The sequence below is a fragment of the Bradyrhizobium sp. USDA 336 genome, assembly GCF_044908355.1.
Classification (GTDB): Bacteria; Pseudomonadota; Alphaproteobacteria; order Rhizobiales; family Xanthobacteraceae; genus Bradyrhizobium; species Bradyrhizobium yuanmingense.
This window is the reverse complement of sequence record NZ_JBIYDC010000002.1, coordinates 1,928,005-1,942,589: the sequence shown is the minus strand read 5'-3', so window position 1 is coordinate 1,942,589 and position 14,585 is coordinate 1,928,005. Positions and strand designations below refer to the sequence as shown.

14 protein-coding genes are annotated in these 14,585 nt (G+C 64.8%); 9 read left to right on the top strand and 5 right to left on the bottom strand.

What is annotated here, in order from left to right:
- Positions 1–4: 4 nt before the first annotated feature.
- The 5 genes from sufD to ABIA45_RS10030 all read left to right on the top strand — a co-directional run bounded on the left by sufD (position 5) and on the right by ABIA45_RS10030 (position 3,967).
- On the top strand, positions 5–1,309 hold the full coding sequence (gene sufD, locus ABIA45_RS10050; RefSeq protein ID WP_271546680.1) for a Fe-S cluster assembly protein SufD: 1,305 nt from the start codon (positions 5–7) through the stop codon (positions 1,307–1,309).
- Positions 1,306–2,553 (top strand): cysteine desulfurase, encoded by a 1,248-nt coding sequence (locus ABIA45_RS10045; RefSeq protein ID WP_157285888.1) that lies wholly within the window; start codon positions 1,306–1,308, stop codon positions 2,551–2,553. The genes sufD and ABIA45_RS10045 overlap by 4 nt, the downstream gene beginning before the upstream one ends.
- Positions 2,550–2,921 (top strand): SUF system Fe-S cluster assembly protein, encoded by a 372-nt coding sequence (locus ABIA45_RS10040; RefSeq protein WP_018641712.1) that lies wholly within the window; start codon positions 2,550–2,552, stop codon positions 2,919–2,921. The genes ABIA45_RS10045 and ABIA45_RS10040 overlap by 4 nt, the downstream gene beginning before the upstream one ends.
- Positions 2,922–2,970: 49 nt before the next feature.
- Positions 2,971–3,381 (top strand): iron-sulfur cluster assembly accessory protein, encoded by a 411-nt coding sequence (locus ABIA45_RS10035; RefSeq protein ID WP_074447904.1) that lies wholly within the window; start codon positions 2,971–2,973, stop codon positions 3,379–3,381.
- A gap of 166 nt (positions 3,382–3,547) precedes the next feature.
- Positions 3,548–3,967 carry a TfoX/Sxy family protein gene (locus ABIA45_RS10030; RefSeq protein ID WP_271546675.1) on the top strand — a complete coding sequence of 140 codons (420 nt, stop codon included), beginning with the start codon at positions 3,548–3,550 and terminating at the stop codon, positions 3,965–3,967.
- Positions 3,968–4,141: 174 nt separating this feature from the next.
- Here the strand turns inward: ABIA45_RS10030 and ABIA45_RS10025 are convergent, their stop codons facing one another.
- The 3 genes from ABIA45_RS10025 to ABIA45_RS10015 form a co-directional block, all read right to left on the bottom strand.
- The gene (locus ABIA45_RS10025) at positions 4,142–5,209 is read right to left on the bottom strand and encodes a GGDEF domain-containing protein (RefSeq protein WP_271546673.1); all 1,068 of its coding nucleotides are present in this window, start codon (positions 5,207–5,209) and stop codon (positions 4,142–4,144) included.
- A 164-nt stretch (positions 5,210–5,373) separates the two neighbouring features.
- Positions 5,374–6,882: a DEAD/DEAH box helicase gene (locus ABIA45_RS10020; protein WP_036022928.1), complete on the bottom strand. Its 1,509-nt coding sequence runs from the start codon at positions 6,880–6,882 to the stop codon at positions 5,374–5,376.
- A gap of 299 nt (positions 6,883–7,181) precedes the next feature.
- The gene (locus ABIA45_RS10015; protein ID WP_271546670.1) at positions 7,182–8,147 is read right to left on the bottom strand and encodes a helix-turn-helix domain-containing protein; all 966 of its coding nucleotides are present in this window, start codon (positions 8,145–8,147) and stop codon (positions 7,182–7,184) included.
- 201 nt (positions 8,148–8,348) lie between these two features.
- Between ABIA45_RS10015 and ABIA45_RS10010 the strand changes: the two genes are divergently transcribed.
- From ABIA45_RS10010 to ABIA45_RS09995, 4 genes are all read left to right on the top strand, one after another.
- Positions 8,349–9,863 carry a caspase domain-containing protein gene (locus tag ABIA45_RS10010; RefSeq protein WP_404651893.1) on the top strand — a complete coding sequence of 505 codons (1,515 nt, stop codon included), beginning with the start codon at positions 8,349–8,351 and terminating at the stop codon, positions 9,861–9,863.
- 143 nt (positions 9,864–10,006) lie between these two features.
- On the top strand, positions 10,007–10,279 hold the full coding sequence (locus ABIA45_RS10005) for a hypothetical protein (protein ID WP_404651892.1): 273 nt from the start codon (positions 10,007–10,009) through the stop codon (positions 10,277–10,279).
- Positions 10,280–11,155: 876 nt separating this feature from the next.
- A complete protein-coding gene (locus tag ABIA45_RS10000; RefSeq protein WP_404651890.1) occupies positions 11,156–12,373 on the top strand; it encodes an FAD-dependent oxidoreductase in 1,218 nt (405 codons plus the stop codon).
- A 178-nt stretch (positions 12,374–12,551) separates the two neighbouring features.
- Positions 12,552–13,319: an outer membrane protein gene (locus tag ABIA45_RS09995; protein WP_404651888.1), complete on the top strand. Its 768-nt coding sequence runs from the start codon at positions 12,552–12,554 to the stop codon at positions 13,317–13,319.
- 111 nt (positions 13,320–13,430) lie between these two features.
- Here the strand turns inward: ABIA45_RS09995 and ABIA45_RS09990 are convergent, their stop codons facing one another.
- Positions 13,431–14,201 (bottom strand): SDR family NAD(P)-dependent oxidoreductase, encoded by a 771-nt coding sequence (locus ABIA45_RS09990; protein ID WP_275499120.1) that lies wholly within the window; start codon positions 14,199–14,201, stop codon positions 13,431–13,433.
- Between the two features lie 21 nt (positions 14,202–14,222).
- On the bottom strand, positions 14,223–14,408 hold the full coding sequence (locus tag ABIA45_RS09985) for a hypothetical protein (RefSeq protein WP_036000069.1): 186 nt from the start codon (positions 14,406–14,408) through the stop codon (positions 14,223–14,225).
- Positions 14,409–14,585 lie beyond the last annotated feature (177 nt).

The window sequence follows — 14,585 nt, the reverse complement described above, 5'->3', positions numbered from 1 at the left end:
TAAGATGAACGTTGCTGTGGCAAAGACCGGGAGCGGCCGCGCGGTGAGCGATCTCTTCGCCAGCGCCGAAGGCCGCCTGCCGGGTTCGCCTGATGTGGCAGCAGTGCGCCGCGAGGCATTCGAGACCTATGAGCGTCTCGGTCTGCCGCACCGCCGGATCGAGGAATGGAAATACACCGACCTGCGCGCGCTGGTCGGCGAGGTGCTGCCGCTGGCCGCCGTGCCCGATGCGACCGCGCTGAAGCGCGCCGCGGACGCGGTCAAGGCGCATGCAATCGCGGGCGCCTACAAGCTGGTGCTGGTCGATGGCGTGTTCGCGGCCGAGCTTTCAGACGTGAAGGCGCTTGCGTCCGAGGTCAGCTTCAAGACTCTGCGCGAGACGCTGGATAAGGATGCCGGTCTCCTCAAGACCGCGTCCACCGATGCCGTGATCGCGGTCAACGCGGCGCTGGCGACCGACGGCGTGGTGCTGTCGATCGCGGATGGAACGCAGCTCTCTGCGCCGGTCCAGATCATCCATGTTGCGACCGCCGCATCGGCCTCGGCTTTCACCCGCTCGCAGGTGGCGATCGGGAAGGGCGCCCGCGCCACCATCATCGAGAGCTTCGTCGCCGCCGGCGCTGCGGCCTACCAGGTCAACGACGCCGTCATCGTCTCGGTCGGCGACGACGCCGACGTCGCGCATATCCGCCTGATGGACGATGCGGCCGATGCGGTGAACATCACCTCGCAGTTCGTCACCGTCGGCGCCAACACCAAGCTGAACGTCTTCAACATGACCAGCGGCGCTGCGGTCAGCCGCCTGCAGGGCTTCATTACGCTGGCGGGCGAGGGCAGCGAGCTCTCGGTCAACGGCGTCAACCTCCTGAAGAAGACCGAGCATGGCGACACCACACTGGTGGTCGACCATGCCGTGCCGAACTGCGTCAGCCGCGAGATCTTCCGCGCGGTGATCGACGACCGCGCCCATTCGGTGTTCCAGGGCCGCATCATTGTCCGTCCCGACGCGCAGAAGACCGACGGCAAGATGATGACGCGCGCGCTGCTGCTCTCGGACGAGGCCGAGGCCGACAACAAGCCCGAGCTCGAGATTTTTGCCGACGACGTCTCCTGCGGCCACGGCGCCACCGCCGGCGCGCTCGACGACAGCCTGCTGTTCTACCTGAAGGCCCGTGGCCTGCCGGAGAAGCAGGCCCAGGCGCTGCTGATCCAGGCCTTTGTCGGCGAGGCGATCGAGCAGATCGCCGATGATACTTTGCGCGAGCACGTGATCGGCATCGCCGAGCGCTGGCTGGAGCGGCGGTCATGAGCACGCATCCGGCGGTCAAGAACGGCGCCTATGACGTTGCGCGCGTGCGCCAGGATTTTCCGGCGCTCGCCATGCAGGTCTACGGCAAGCCGCTCGTCTATCTCGACAACGCCGCCTCGGCGCAAAAGCCGAGCGCTGTGCTCGACCGGATGACGCAGGCCTATACGTCCGAATACGCCAACGTGCATCGCGGCCTGCACTACCTCGCCAATGCGGCGACGGAGGCCTATGAGGGCGCGCGGGCAAAAGTTGCGCAGTTCGTCAACGCCCGTCGGACAGAGGAAATCATCTTCACCCGCAACGTCACCGAGGCGATCAACCTCGTGGCGTCGTCCTGGGGCGAGCCGAACATCAAGCAAGGCGACGAGATCGTCCTCTCGATTATGGAGCACCATTCCAACATCGTGCCCTGGCATTTCCTCAGGGAACGCCATGGCGCAGTGATTAAGTGGGCGCCCGTTGATGATGAGGGCAATTTCCTGATCGACGAGTTCGAGAAGCTGCTCACGCCGAAGACCAAGCTTGTCGCCATCACCCAGATGTCGAACGCGCTCGGAACGTTCGTTCCGATCAAGGAGGTGGTGCGGCTGGCCCATGATCGCGGCATTCCGGTACTGGTCGACGGTGCGCAAGGCGCGGTGCATCTGCCCGTCGACGTGCAGGATCTCGACTGCGATTTCTACGCGTTCACCGGCCACAAGATCTACGGCCCGACCGGCATCGGCGCGCTCTATGCCAAGCATGAGCACCTCGTCGCGATGCGGCCCTTCAACGGCGGCGGCGAGATGATCCGCGAGGTTGCGAAGGACTGGGTCACCTATGGCGATCCGCCGCACAAGTTCGAAGCCGGCACCCCGCCCATCGTCGAGGCGGTCGGCCTTGGCGCTGCCATCGACTACGTCAACTCGATCGGCAAGGAACGCATCGCCGCCTACGAGGCCGACCTCACCGCCTACGCCCAGGAGCGCCTGCGCGAGATCAACTCGCTGCGGCTGATCGGCACGGCGCGGGGCAAGGGCCCCGTGATTTCCTTCGAGCTCAAGGGCGCGCACGCCCACGATGTCGCCACCGTGATCGACCGCCAGGGCATCGCGGTGCGCGCCGGCACCCATTGCGTCATGCCGCTTTTAGAGCGGTTCAACGTGACGGCGACATGCCGGGCCTCGTTCGGCATGTATAATACGCGGGAAGAAGTCGATCATCTGGCACAGGCGCTGCTGAAGGCGCGGGATTTGTTTGCATGAGTGACACGGCCGAAATCAAAGCCAATCCGATGGAGACCCATTCGGCGTTGCCGCCGGAGGAGACCGAGCGGCTGACCCGCGAGATCATCGCCGGGCTCAAGACCGTGTTCGACCCGGAAATCCCCGCCGACATCTACGAGCTCGGCCTGATCTACAAGGTCGAGATCAAGGACGACCGCTCCGTCGACGTGCAGATGACACTGACAACGCCGAACTGTCCGGCCGCCGGCGAGCTGCCGACCATGGTCGAGAACGCGGTGGCGAGCGTGCCCGGTGTCGGCGTGGTCGACGTCAAGGTCGTCTGGGAGCCGCCGTGGTCGCCGGAACGCATGAGCGACGAGGCCCGCCTCGTGCTGAACATGTGGTGACGGTCTCGGCCCGCATTGAATTCGCTCCGCAACGGACCACATAGACAACATGACCCAGATTTCGTCAGGCTCGACACCAGCATCCACTCCGAAGCCGCGGCGGCCGCGCCCGCAGGTGATGCGGCTGACGGACGCCGCTGCCCAGCGCATCACCGAGCTGACCCAGCGTGCGGACTCGGAAATCGTGGGCTTGCGCGTCGGCGTGAAGAACGGCGGCTGCGCGGGCCAGTCCTACACGGTCGAATACGCCCACGACATCCGCCCGACCGACGAGGTCGTCGAGGACAAGGGCGTCAAGATCCTGGTCGATCCCAAGGCCGTGCTGTTCCTGCTCGGCACCGAGATGGACTACAAGGCCGACAAGATGCAGGCCCAGTTCGTCTTCAACAATCCCAACCAGGTCTCCGCCTGCGGTTGCGGCGAATCGGTCGAGCTGCGGCCGGCAAAGATCGACGGGTAATTTCGGCCTACGCTCTGCTCTCTTGTCCCGGACGCGCTGCAGCGCGCTTGCGCTGCTGCGCAGAGCCGGGATCCACGCTATACTTTCCGTCGCAGAGGGCTGGGCCCCGGCTCTGCAGCGCACCGTTACACGCTGCGCTGCGTCCGGGGCACGAGAGAGCGTCAGCATGGACCGCGAATTCCTGATCGACCTGTTCGTTGATTTCGGCCCGGTCACCATCCGGAAAATGTTCTCCGGCTACGGCATCTCCGCCGACGGCGTCAATTTCGCGCTGTCACTGCGCGCCGGCCTGTTCTTTCGCGCCGACGAGACGACCATTCCCGACTTCGAAGCCGAAGGCTCAAAGCCGTTCCAGTATTCGACCCGCGCCAAGACCGTGGTTGTGAATTCCTACTGGGAGCTGCCGGCGCGTCTGTTCGACGATTCCCAGGAGCTTGCGCAATGGGCGAGGGCGGCGCTCACTGCCGCGCAGCGCGCCAAGGTGAAGAAACGACCGAAGGCGAAGAAGGCGGCGAGGAAGAAGCCCGTTGCAAAGAAGCGGGCGGCCAAGAAAACGGCGCGTAAGGCGGGTCGCCGTAGCTCATAACGCGACGGCGGAAGCTCGCCCGTTGTTGAGGCCAAGTTCTCGCTCCCTTGTCACCGTCATTCCGGGGCGCGGCATAGCCGCGAGCCCGGAATCCATAACCACCGTCGTGAGTATGGATTCCGGGCTCGCACCAAGAGGTGCGCCCCGGAATGACGGCGGTAGATGAATTTGGCGCTACGCCACCCGGCTGTGGCTCTCGATCGCGAATTCCGGATCGGCTTCGCAGATCACGCGGTTGCGGCCGTTGCGCTTGGCGGCGTAGAGGCAGGCGTCGGCGCGCTCGATCAGCGCGTCGGTGTCGTCGCCCTCCCTGAGCATGGAGACGCCCACGGAGATGGTGACGCGGCCGAGGATTTCGCCGGTCGATTTCTTCTTCAATTCCTTGGCCATCACGGCGCGGCGAATGTGATCGGCCACCGTCAGTGCCTGGCGCATCGCGGTGTTGGGGAGAACGACCGCGAATTCCTCGCCGCCGTAGCGCGCGGTGATGTCCTGGCCCTTGATGGTCTGCTTCAGCGAAAGGCCGACGAGCCGCAGCACCTGGTCGCCGGTGAGATGGCCGTAGGAATCGTTGAACGACTTGAAGTGATCGATGTCGAACAGCAGCAGCGACAGCGGCTCGCCCGAGGCGAGCGCGCTCTGCACCGCCATGCCGATCATGCGGTCGAAATATTTGCGATTTCCCAGGCCCGTGAGCGGATCGGTCAGGCTTTCGGCGCGGATCGCCTCCAGGCTCTGCTGAAGATTGCTGATCTCGTTCTTCGACAGCGTCAGCCGGTCTTCCAGCGCCTTGTTGGTCTCGCGCATCTCGCTGGTGGAGCGCAGCAGCGCCTCGACGATCGCTTTGACCTGGTCGCGGTTCTCGGCCGACGACAGTTTCTCGGTCGCATCCGACAGACTGGTATCGTAGGCCCCGGTCATGCCGAGCGCCTCGCCCAACACCTTCACCACGTCGTCGATCTCGCCGACGACGCGCGCGCCGACCTTGTCGATGCGGTCGGTAGTCTTGATGTGGGAGAGATAGGTCTCGTAGATCTGCTCGAGATCGGCCTCGGTCAGCTTGCCGCTGCGCGCCAGCGTCTCATTGATGATCTTATTGAGCGGTGCGTTGTAGCCGGTGGCGTAGACGTACCAGATCTCGTAATTGCGGGGAATGGCCGTCTGTCGAAGCGATCGGATCTGACCGAGCGCCACCTCGGCGAACGCCAGCGTGCGTTCGTGTTCGTCGAGTACCTTGATCACTGAACATCCCCACAGCGGCCGACGCGCCATCGACCGCAGCAATCCTTAAATTATGTTCGTAGGCTAACGGACGATCGTGAACGCCCCGTAAATATACGTTCACGGGGCATCCAAAAAATTGCAGTTCGAGGATTTTCAACCGAAATCTGGCGCGCCAGCGCGCTTCAGGCGCCGGCGGGGGAGCGCACCGGCCGCAGAAGAAACGCCGGCAGATGCGAGTGATCGCCCGGCTCGCTGTCGATCTCGCGCTGGCGGCGCGGCTCGGGACGGCCGATCGAGGGCACATGCGACGAATTCGCTTGCGGGCGCGCACCATTGCGCGGCTCGGATGATTGCCTGGCTTCGCGCGGAGGCCGTGCCTCGCGTGCCGGCCTCGCCTCGGGAGCCGCCCGTGCCTCGCCACGCGCCTCGCGCGGCTCGTGGCTGCGTTCGCGGTCATGACCGCGCCGCTCGCCGCGCTGCGGCTTGCCGCGTCCGCCGCGTGAACGCTCGCGGCCGCGCTGCTCGCGCGGACGCTCGCCTTGTTCGCCCGCTTCGGCGTGGACGTCATAGTCGCCTTCGGCGCGCGGAATGCTCTGGCCGATCAGCTTCTCGATTGCCGCCATCGACTTCTGGTCGAGCGGTGTCACGATCGAGATCGCGGTGCCGGTTCGGCCGGCGCGGCCGGTGCGGCCGATGCGGTGGACGTAATCGTCGGCGTGGTGGGGAACGTCGAAATTGAAGACGTGGCTGACCTCGGGAATGTCAAGACCGCGGGCGGCGACGTCGGAGGCGACGAGGAGGGGCAGCTCACCCTTGCGGAACTGGTCGAGCGCGGCCATGCGGGCCGGCTGGTCCATGTCGCCGTGCAGGGCGCCGACGCTGAAGCCGTGCTTCTGCAGCGATTTGTGAACGATCGCGACCTCGCGCTTGCGATTGCAGAAGATGATCGCGTTCTTGAGGTCCTTAGCCTCGCGTAGCAAACGGCGGAGCAATTCGCGCTTCTCGTGCGCCTCGCGGCCGGCGGGCACCTGGGCTTGCGTCACGGTGACGGCGGTCGTGGCGGGCCTGGAGACCTCGACCTTCTGCGGATTGTGCAGGAAGGCTTCGGTGATGCGCCGGATTTCCGGCGGCATGGTCGCGGTGAAGAACAGGGTCTGCCGCGTGAAGGGGACGAGCTTGCAGATGCGCTCGATGTCGGGGATGAAGCCCATGTCCAGCATGCGGTCGGCTTCGTCGATGACGAGCAGTTCGACGCCGGTGAGCAACAGGCCGCCGCGCTCGGTATGGTCGAGCAGCCGGCCGGGGGTGGCGATCAGCACGTCGACACCGCGCATCAGCTTGGCATCCTGGTCGCCGAAGGAGACGCCGCCGATCAGGAGGGCGACGTTGAGCTTCTGGCCGGCGCCGTAGCGGTCGAAGTTTTCCTTCACCTGGGCCGCGAGCTCGCGGGTTGGCTCGAGGATCAGCGTGCGCGGCATGCGCGCCCGGGCGCGGCCCTTTTCGAGGATGGTGAGCATCGGCAGCACGAAGGCCGCGGTCTTGCCGGTGCCGGTCTGGGCGATGCCGAGCACGTCCTTGCGTGCGAGGACGTGGGGGATCGCCTGTTCCTGAATGGGGGTGGGGGTGGTGTAACCGGTGGCCGCCACTGCGGCGAGGACTTTTTCGGACAGTCCGAGATCTGAAAAGGACATTGAGCCTCTGGTCGAAACCGCCGTTCGGAATCGAGGGTAATAAGGCTGTCGCGTTCCACCCCGAAACGGCGCGCTCTCGAAGAAGCTGGGGGTGCTGACTCACGCGGACAAAGCGCAAGGCTCAGGAATCGCTCTTCGATCTGAGCCGCGTCGACCCGGAACATAGGCGGGAATTGGCCAAAGTCAATGGAGCGGGCGCGGGAAGAGCCTAAAAAGCCTGAGGTTTTTGCCCAAATCACGGGCGCGGCTGGGGTTTTCCCCCGAGCCCCTCCGCCTAGCCGCAACCGCCAAGACAGCAGCTAAGGCCCGTCCGAGCCTTTTGCCCGGAAATCACCTGGGGCCATGCCATAAGCGGCGTTGAACACCCGGTAATAGGTCGCCAGGCTCTCGAAGCCGCACGACGACGCGATGTCGGCGATCAGCCGTTCCGGCGCCTCGCGCAGCAGGCGGCGGCTCTGTTTCAGGCGCTCGTCGGTCACCGTCTGGGAAAAGCTCTTCTCCGCCATCTCGAACAGCATGTGCAGGTGACGAACGGAGACGCCGAGCAGGTCGGCCACCATGGCCGGCGCAAGATTGGGGTCCTGAAGGTGGCGCGCGATCAGCCGCCGGGCTTGCGAGAGGCGGGCGGTCCGCAGTGCCTCCTGTCCTCGCCGGCTTCCGGGCCGCACGATGCCGCGCTCGATCAGCGCCAGGTGCGCCAACGCCTGGACCAACGAGGTCTGGACGGCAGAGGCCGTATCGTCCGCGGCGATTTCGCCGAGATCGGCGAAGCAGGCCGCGAGCAGGGGCGCCAGGGCCAGATCGTTGAAGGTCCGGGGCGCCAGCTCGCGCATGCGCTTGTCCTGTACCGGGATGTGGCTCACGGGGATCTTGAGGATCCGCAGGTGGAAGCCCCCGGTGCCCAGCGGGGCGGTGCGGTACGGCAGGTCGGTATGGCTGGTGGCGAAGCTGCCATTGGCAATGGCAAAGTCGCTTGCGCGCATGCCGCCGAACCAGCCGCCGCTGCCGAGCTGCTGATAGACGCAGATCGCCTCACCCGGGGCATAGGCGATGTCCGACGCGCTGCGCTCGACCGCGTAGGGCGAGGCCTTCAGCTCGACGAGGCCGGCGCCGCCCAGCTTACGCAGCGAGAATTCGCCGAAGAAGTCCGCGCGCCGTTCGCGCGCGAGCTCGGCGGTGACGCCGAACAACCCCTTGGCGCGCACCTCGCGCCAATAGTCGAAGCGATCCTTCGGGTCGACCTCGTCCGTACACCAGTGCAACACGGCAGCCCCTCGCTTCCGGCGAAATTGTCCAAAGGAAACAGATTCCAGCGGAATCGGCCATAGTCGGATCGTACAATCGGAGCCCCGGGGTCCTTGAACCGTCGTCAGGTCTGGGCCGACTATCACACAGCGGCAGGGGGTCCCATGAACTGCCGTTCGAAGATCGGCGGCAGGGCCGGTTCTGCAACGGGAAATTTTGCGATGACGCGTCGGCTTTTCAGAATTCTGGCGGCCCTTGGCCTCGCGGCGGGCCTGAGCGGATTCGCAGTGCCCGCCTGTGCCGAGAAGCGCGTCGCGCTGGTCGTCGGCAACAACGATTACAGGAACGTGCCGAAGCTGCTCAAGGCGGTCAACGACGCCCGCACCATGGGCGACACGCTGAGGCAGCTCGGCTTCTCGGTGATGGTCGCCGAGAACCAGAGCCGGCAGCAATTCTCCGAGACGCTGCTCGCCTTCGACAAGGCCATCGAGCCCGGCGACACCGCGTTCTTCTTCTATGCCGGCCACGGCTTCGAGATCGCGGGCCAGAACTATCTGCTGCCGACCGACGTGCCGGCAGCGACCGAAGGGCAGGAGGAGCTGGTGCGTGACGCCTCGATCCTGGCCGACCGCATCGTCGAGCGGCTGCAGAACAAGAAGGCGCGGACCTCGATCCTGGTGTTCGACGCCTGCCGCAACAATCCGTTCGAGCGCAAGGGCACCCGTGCGGTCGCCGGCGCCGGCGGTCTCGCACCGATGACCCAGCTGCCCGAGGGCGTGTTCTCGGTGTTCTCCGCGGGTCCCCGCCAGACCGCGCTCGATCGGCTCTCCAATGACGACGCCAATCCAAACTCAGTGTTTACGCGCACCTTCGCCAAGGAGCTGCTCAAGCCCGGCGAGAATCTGGTGCAGGTGGCGCAGCGTACCCGCCGTGCCGTCAGCGAGCTCGCCGACACCGTGAAGCACAGGCAGGTGCCGGTCTATTTCGACCAGATGGTCGACGATGTTTTCCTCAGCGGCCTCGCCAAGGACACCGCCGCGCGTTCGGACGATCCGCCGCCCACGAAGCTTGCGGCTCTGCCGCCGGTGTCGGTGCCGCAGATGCCCAAGGAGGAGACCCTCAACGCGCCGATTGCGAGCTTCTCGCGTCACAATGGCGGCTGGAGCGTGACCTTCTCTTTCGCCGATCCGACGCTCGGCATTTCCTGGCGCATGGCCGGCGCGGGCGATTTCCGCGAGACCGGCTTCATCGACACACTCGATCCACGCACCCGCAAGCGGATGCCGAACCCGTCGATCGAGCTGCCGCCGGATGCGCAGGCCGGGACCATCGAGGTCCGTTATGTCGATCAGTCCGGCGACATGCAGGGCCCGTTCCCGATCAGGTTCGATCCCGAGGCCGCGCTGATCCGCGACCAGCGCAAGATCCTCGACATGACCTCGACGAGCTGGCTGTCGTTCCGCGAGTTCAACGGACTGCTCGTCTACTACACGCATCTCGTCTCCTACCGCTGCGCCATTCGCGAGGTGCGCATCGGCGTCGACACCGCCGTGCCCAACCAGGTGCTGAAGATGCCGCCCTGCGACATGCGCGACCCCAGCGCGGTCAGCGCCGGCATGCCGCTCTACATGAAGCTCGCGCCAAGCACGAAATCCGTCTCGGTGGAGCTGACCTATCGCGACGGCAGCGTGTCGGAGATCAAGAGCTTTCGCAGCGCGAACCGGAGCAATAATTGAGGGCGTTCCTGGCGGCGGCTCGGTCCTTCTGTGGTGGCTCTGATCGAGCAAACAGCTCCGGAATCTCGAGACCGCTCATTGACAGATCGATACAACTTGAGGGAGCATCTGGCGTTTCATTCATATTTTTGGAGATTGCCTAGATGACTACGATCAACATGGACTCGTCCGTCAGTCAGACGATCACCCGGGCAGTGATGAACGGAGGAGTTCTGATCTGCACCAAGGCCAGCGACAAGGATGTCTACTCTCATTCGATATGGGCGACTGAGAGCAATATTCGGCAATTCACGATGCATGAAGGCGACAGTATCGTTGTTCCACCCAGCTCGACCCTCACCATCTGGATCTTCCGAAAGCAGCCCGGACAATCGAACTGGAAGATGGATTTTGAACTGAAAGAAAAGGCCGCCTGAGGCTCTTCACGCCGCGTGACCGCTCTCGCGGCTTTGCGAGAGTGGTCACCTCGAGCAGGTTCCTTTCGCTCACCGTTGCTTGGATGCCGGTAAGAACGCGAGCGTGGTTGCGCGCCAGATTCCACTAGATCAAATGCCCCTCTGCCGAAACTGAGGCGAGCGAGTCCGTCCGCCCCTCGGAGCAGGAACAACTCCTCGGTGTCCTGGATTGTCCACCAAACAGGGAGACGATCCATGATCCGCAAGTCCATCCTCATCGCTTTCGCATGCGCCGCGCTTTCGACGCGACCGCTCTTGCTCAGGGAGGCGGTGGCGGAGGAGGCGGGGGTGGTGCGGGTGGTGGTGGCAGTGCCGGGGCTGCGGCCGGGACGGGAACTGGCAGCGCGGGATCTGCGGCCAGCTCGGGTGCCGGAATCGGCACCTCGTCCAGCAGTGCCAATTCCGGGCCGTCGGCTCCCTCTGGGATGGGAACGCAGGGCACCACCACAGGCGCCAACATCAACACCAATAACAGCCCGACCAATCCCAACGTTCAGGCGCCGACTGCCGCCGGCAAGTCGCCCACGGCAGCTCAGGCCGAGCGAAACATGGGTGCCGGGCGCGCTCCGAATGGGGTGCCGATCGGCAGTCCGGGGTCCGGGACGAGCAGCGAGGATCAGAAATAGTCGAACGCGATTGTCACGGAAGGCTCGCACGAAACGGGCCTTTCATTTGACGCCGGTCTGCTGCTCCCAACCGGCATTGATCCACCTGCGCCCTGCATAATTAGGACTGTCTTTGACCTGAATCGCGCTAGTATCGGCGGACATCTCTTCATCGATACTCACCTCGCGGATCTCGTCTGCAGTGACACCCGACCAACAACCTGCGAGGACCATGAAGGTCCGCTGCTGCATCGTCGGCGGGGGACCTGCCGGCATGATGCTCGGCTACCTCCTGGGACGCGCCGGCATTGACGTCGTGGTGCTGGAGAAGCATGCGGATTTCTTCCGCGACTTCCGCGGCGATACCGTGCATCCCTCGACGCTTGAAGTGATGGATGAGCTCGGCCTGATCGACGGCTTCCTGAAGCTGCCGCACCAGCGCTTGCAAAAGATGGACGGCCTGTTCGGCGGCACGCCGGTGCGCATTGCCGATCTCAGCCGGCTCCATACCAAATACCCCTTCATCGCCTTCATGCCGCAATGGGACTTCTTGAATTTTCTGCGCGAGGCGGGCAGGCGCTTCGCCTCGCTCGAGGTGATGATGAGCACGGAGGCGACCGATCTGATCCGCCGCGGCGAGACGATCGCCGGCGTGCGGGCGAAGACGCCTGAGGGCATCATCGACATCGAGGCCGATCTCACCATCGCCTGCGACGGCCGGCATTCGACGGTGCGCGAGCGCGCCGGCCTTAGCGTCGACGAGATCGGCGCGCCCATGGACGTGCTGTGGTTTCGCGCCGGCCGCAGACCCGAAGAGACCGAGAACGTGTTCGCGCGGGTCGAGCCCGGCAAGATGATGATCACCTTCGACCGCGGCGATTATTGGCAGTGCGCCTATGTCATCGCCAAGGGACAGTACGATGCGGTGAAGGCGAGGGGACTTTCGGCGCTGCTCGACGACGTCGTGCGCATGGCGCCGATCCTCCGCTCCGGCATCGCCGAGGTGAAGAGCTTCGACGACGTCAAGCTGCTCACCGTCGCGATCAACCGTCTGACGCGCTGGACGCAGCCAGGCCTGTTGTGCATCGGCGATGCCGCCCATGCGATGTCGCCAATCGGCGGCGTCGGCGTCAATCTCGCCGTGCAGGATGCGGTTGCAACCGCGAACCTCCTGGCGGACAAGCTGCAGCATGGCTGCCCGTCCGAGCACGAGCTCGATGCCATCAGGCGCCGTCGCGAGTTCCCTGTGAAGATGACACAGCGAATGCAGATGGTCGTGCAGAACAACATCATCAGCGGCGCCTTGCAGGGCGGCGATCGGCCGCTGAAGGTGCCGCTGGTCGTGCGCCTCATCACCGCGCTGCCATGGCTGCAGGGCATCCCGGCGCGCCTGCTTGCGCTCGGCGTGCGGCCCGAGCACGTGCATTCGCGCGCCGCACCGCAATCCTAGCGTAGGACTTCGGTAGGGATAACGCGGCGTGAATTCGCGCGCGATGCGTTGCACGCTTGCAACATCGCCATCGGATTCACGGCGTGATGCTGGCCCAACCGCCACGTTAACCGTGTTGATTTCAATTTTAGTAAGAGCCGTCTGTGACCGTGCGTCCATCAAGGACACGGGGTGTACCATGCGTAATAAGTTGATTGCCGCCTTCGCCTGCACGACGGCTCTGGTTTCGACCGGTGCGGCCTCCGCCGCCGATCTCGGTGCGCGCTACACGAAGGCGCCCGCTTATGTCGAGCCGCTGTTCAACTGGACCGGCTTCTATGTCGGCGGCCATATCGGTGGCGCATGGACCAACCAGCAGTTCATCAACAACGGCACCGGCGCGGCGTTCGGCGATCTGCTGCCGGGAGAGGGCTATCGCCAGCGCAACGCGGGCGTCATGGGCGGCGCGCAGATCGGCTACAATTGGCAGGCCAACAATTACGTGTTCGGCGTGGAAGGCACGATTTCGGGTCTCGACAACAAGGGCTCGTTCACGAACACCGCGTTTGGCGCCGCGGACGACGTGTTCTCCTGGCGTACCAACGTGCTCGCGACCGTGGTCGGCCGCGCCGGCTTCGCCGTGCAGAACAACCTGTTCTATTTCAAGGGCGGCTATGCTGGCGCGAACAACCGCCTCTCGGTCACCGACACCGTCGGTGTGGCGACGGGCTCGGGCGGACAAACCCATTGGGCCAACGGCTGGACCGTCGGCGCCGGCTGGGAATACGGCGTCACCCGCAATTGGATCGTCGGCCTCGAATACAACTACGCGGCCTTCACCAGCCAGACCTATCAGCTCGGCGGCACCTCCGGAAACTACACCTTCGATGCCAAGCCGCGCGACATCCAATGGGCCGTGGTGCGCGCGAGCTACAAGTTCGACGCCCCCACCATCGCCCGCTACTGAGCACGTCGACGCAACGCGACCAACGATCAAGAAAAGCACTGTCTCAATTCAAAAGCCCCGGCGTCGTCCGGGGCTTCTTTTTTGCGTTGTTGGATGGCGGGCAGGCTGGCTTCAGGCCATCACCGAGAATCCGCCGTCGACCGGGATCGCGGTGCCGGTGACGAAATTCGACGCGGGCGATGCCAGGAACACGGCGATGCCGGCGAAGTCGTCGATGTCGCCCCAGCGCCCCGCAGGCGTGCGCGCCAGCACGCGTTCGTGCAGCCCCGAGACCTGCTGCCGCGCGCCGCGGGTGAGATCGGTGTCGATCCAGCCCGGCAGGATGGCGTTGACCTGGATGTTGTCGGGCGCCCAGGCATTGGCGCAGGCGCGGGTGTACTGCACGATGCCGCCCTTGCTGGCCGCATAGGCGGTCGCGAAGCTCGCGCCGAAGATCGACATCATCGAGCCGATGTTGATCACCTTGCCGTTGCCGGACGCCTTCAGCGCCGGATAGGCCAGCTTCGAGCACACGAAGGCGCTGGTGAGATTGGTGTCGATCACCTTGTTCCACTCGTCGAGCTCGAGCTCGTGCGGCGGCTTGCGGATGCTCATGCCGGCATTGTTGACGAGGATGTCGATGCGGCCGAGCTCCTTGACGACACGGTCGATCATGGCTGCAACCGCCGCCTTGTCGGTCACGTCGGTGGCGACGGCGATCGCCTTCACGCCGCGCTGCCTGAGATCGGCCACGGCGGTGGCGGACTTGCTCTCGTTGCGTCCGACCACGGCGATGTCGGCGCCGGCATCGGCGAGGCCGCGCGCCATGCCGAGCCCGATGCCGCCATTGCCTCCCGTGACGATCGCGACCTTGCCGCGGAGATCGAACCGGCTGGATGTCATGCTTGGATTCCCTGGTTTCTTCTATTGGTTGCTCTGCCAGATCAGCACCAGCCCGAACCCGGCCATGGCTGCGCCATAGCCGGCCCAGTGCAGCTGGTTGACCATGAAGCTTGATCGCGGCCACGGAACCGTGCCCGTGCCCTGTCCGATCCAGAGCAGACCGAGGGCGGTTGCAAACAGGCCTGCCACCAGCAGAAATCTGCGCATGCCTTCCTCCCATCGGTCCGCTTCTGTCGCGCTCCACGGCATCAACGACTGCCGCAGCCACGAAAACTTGGCGCCAGACTAGCCGTAGCTCTGGTACGGACACAATGGGCCGTGGCCGCAAGGACGCTAGAGCCCAAAACGAAAAAGCCCCGGCGATGCCGGGGCTTTGACGCTTGA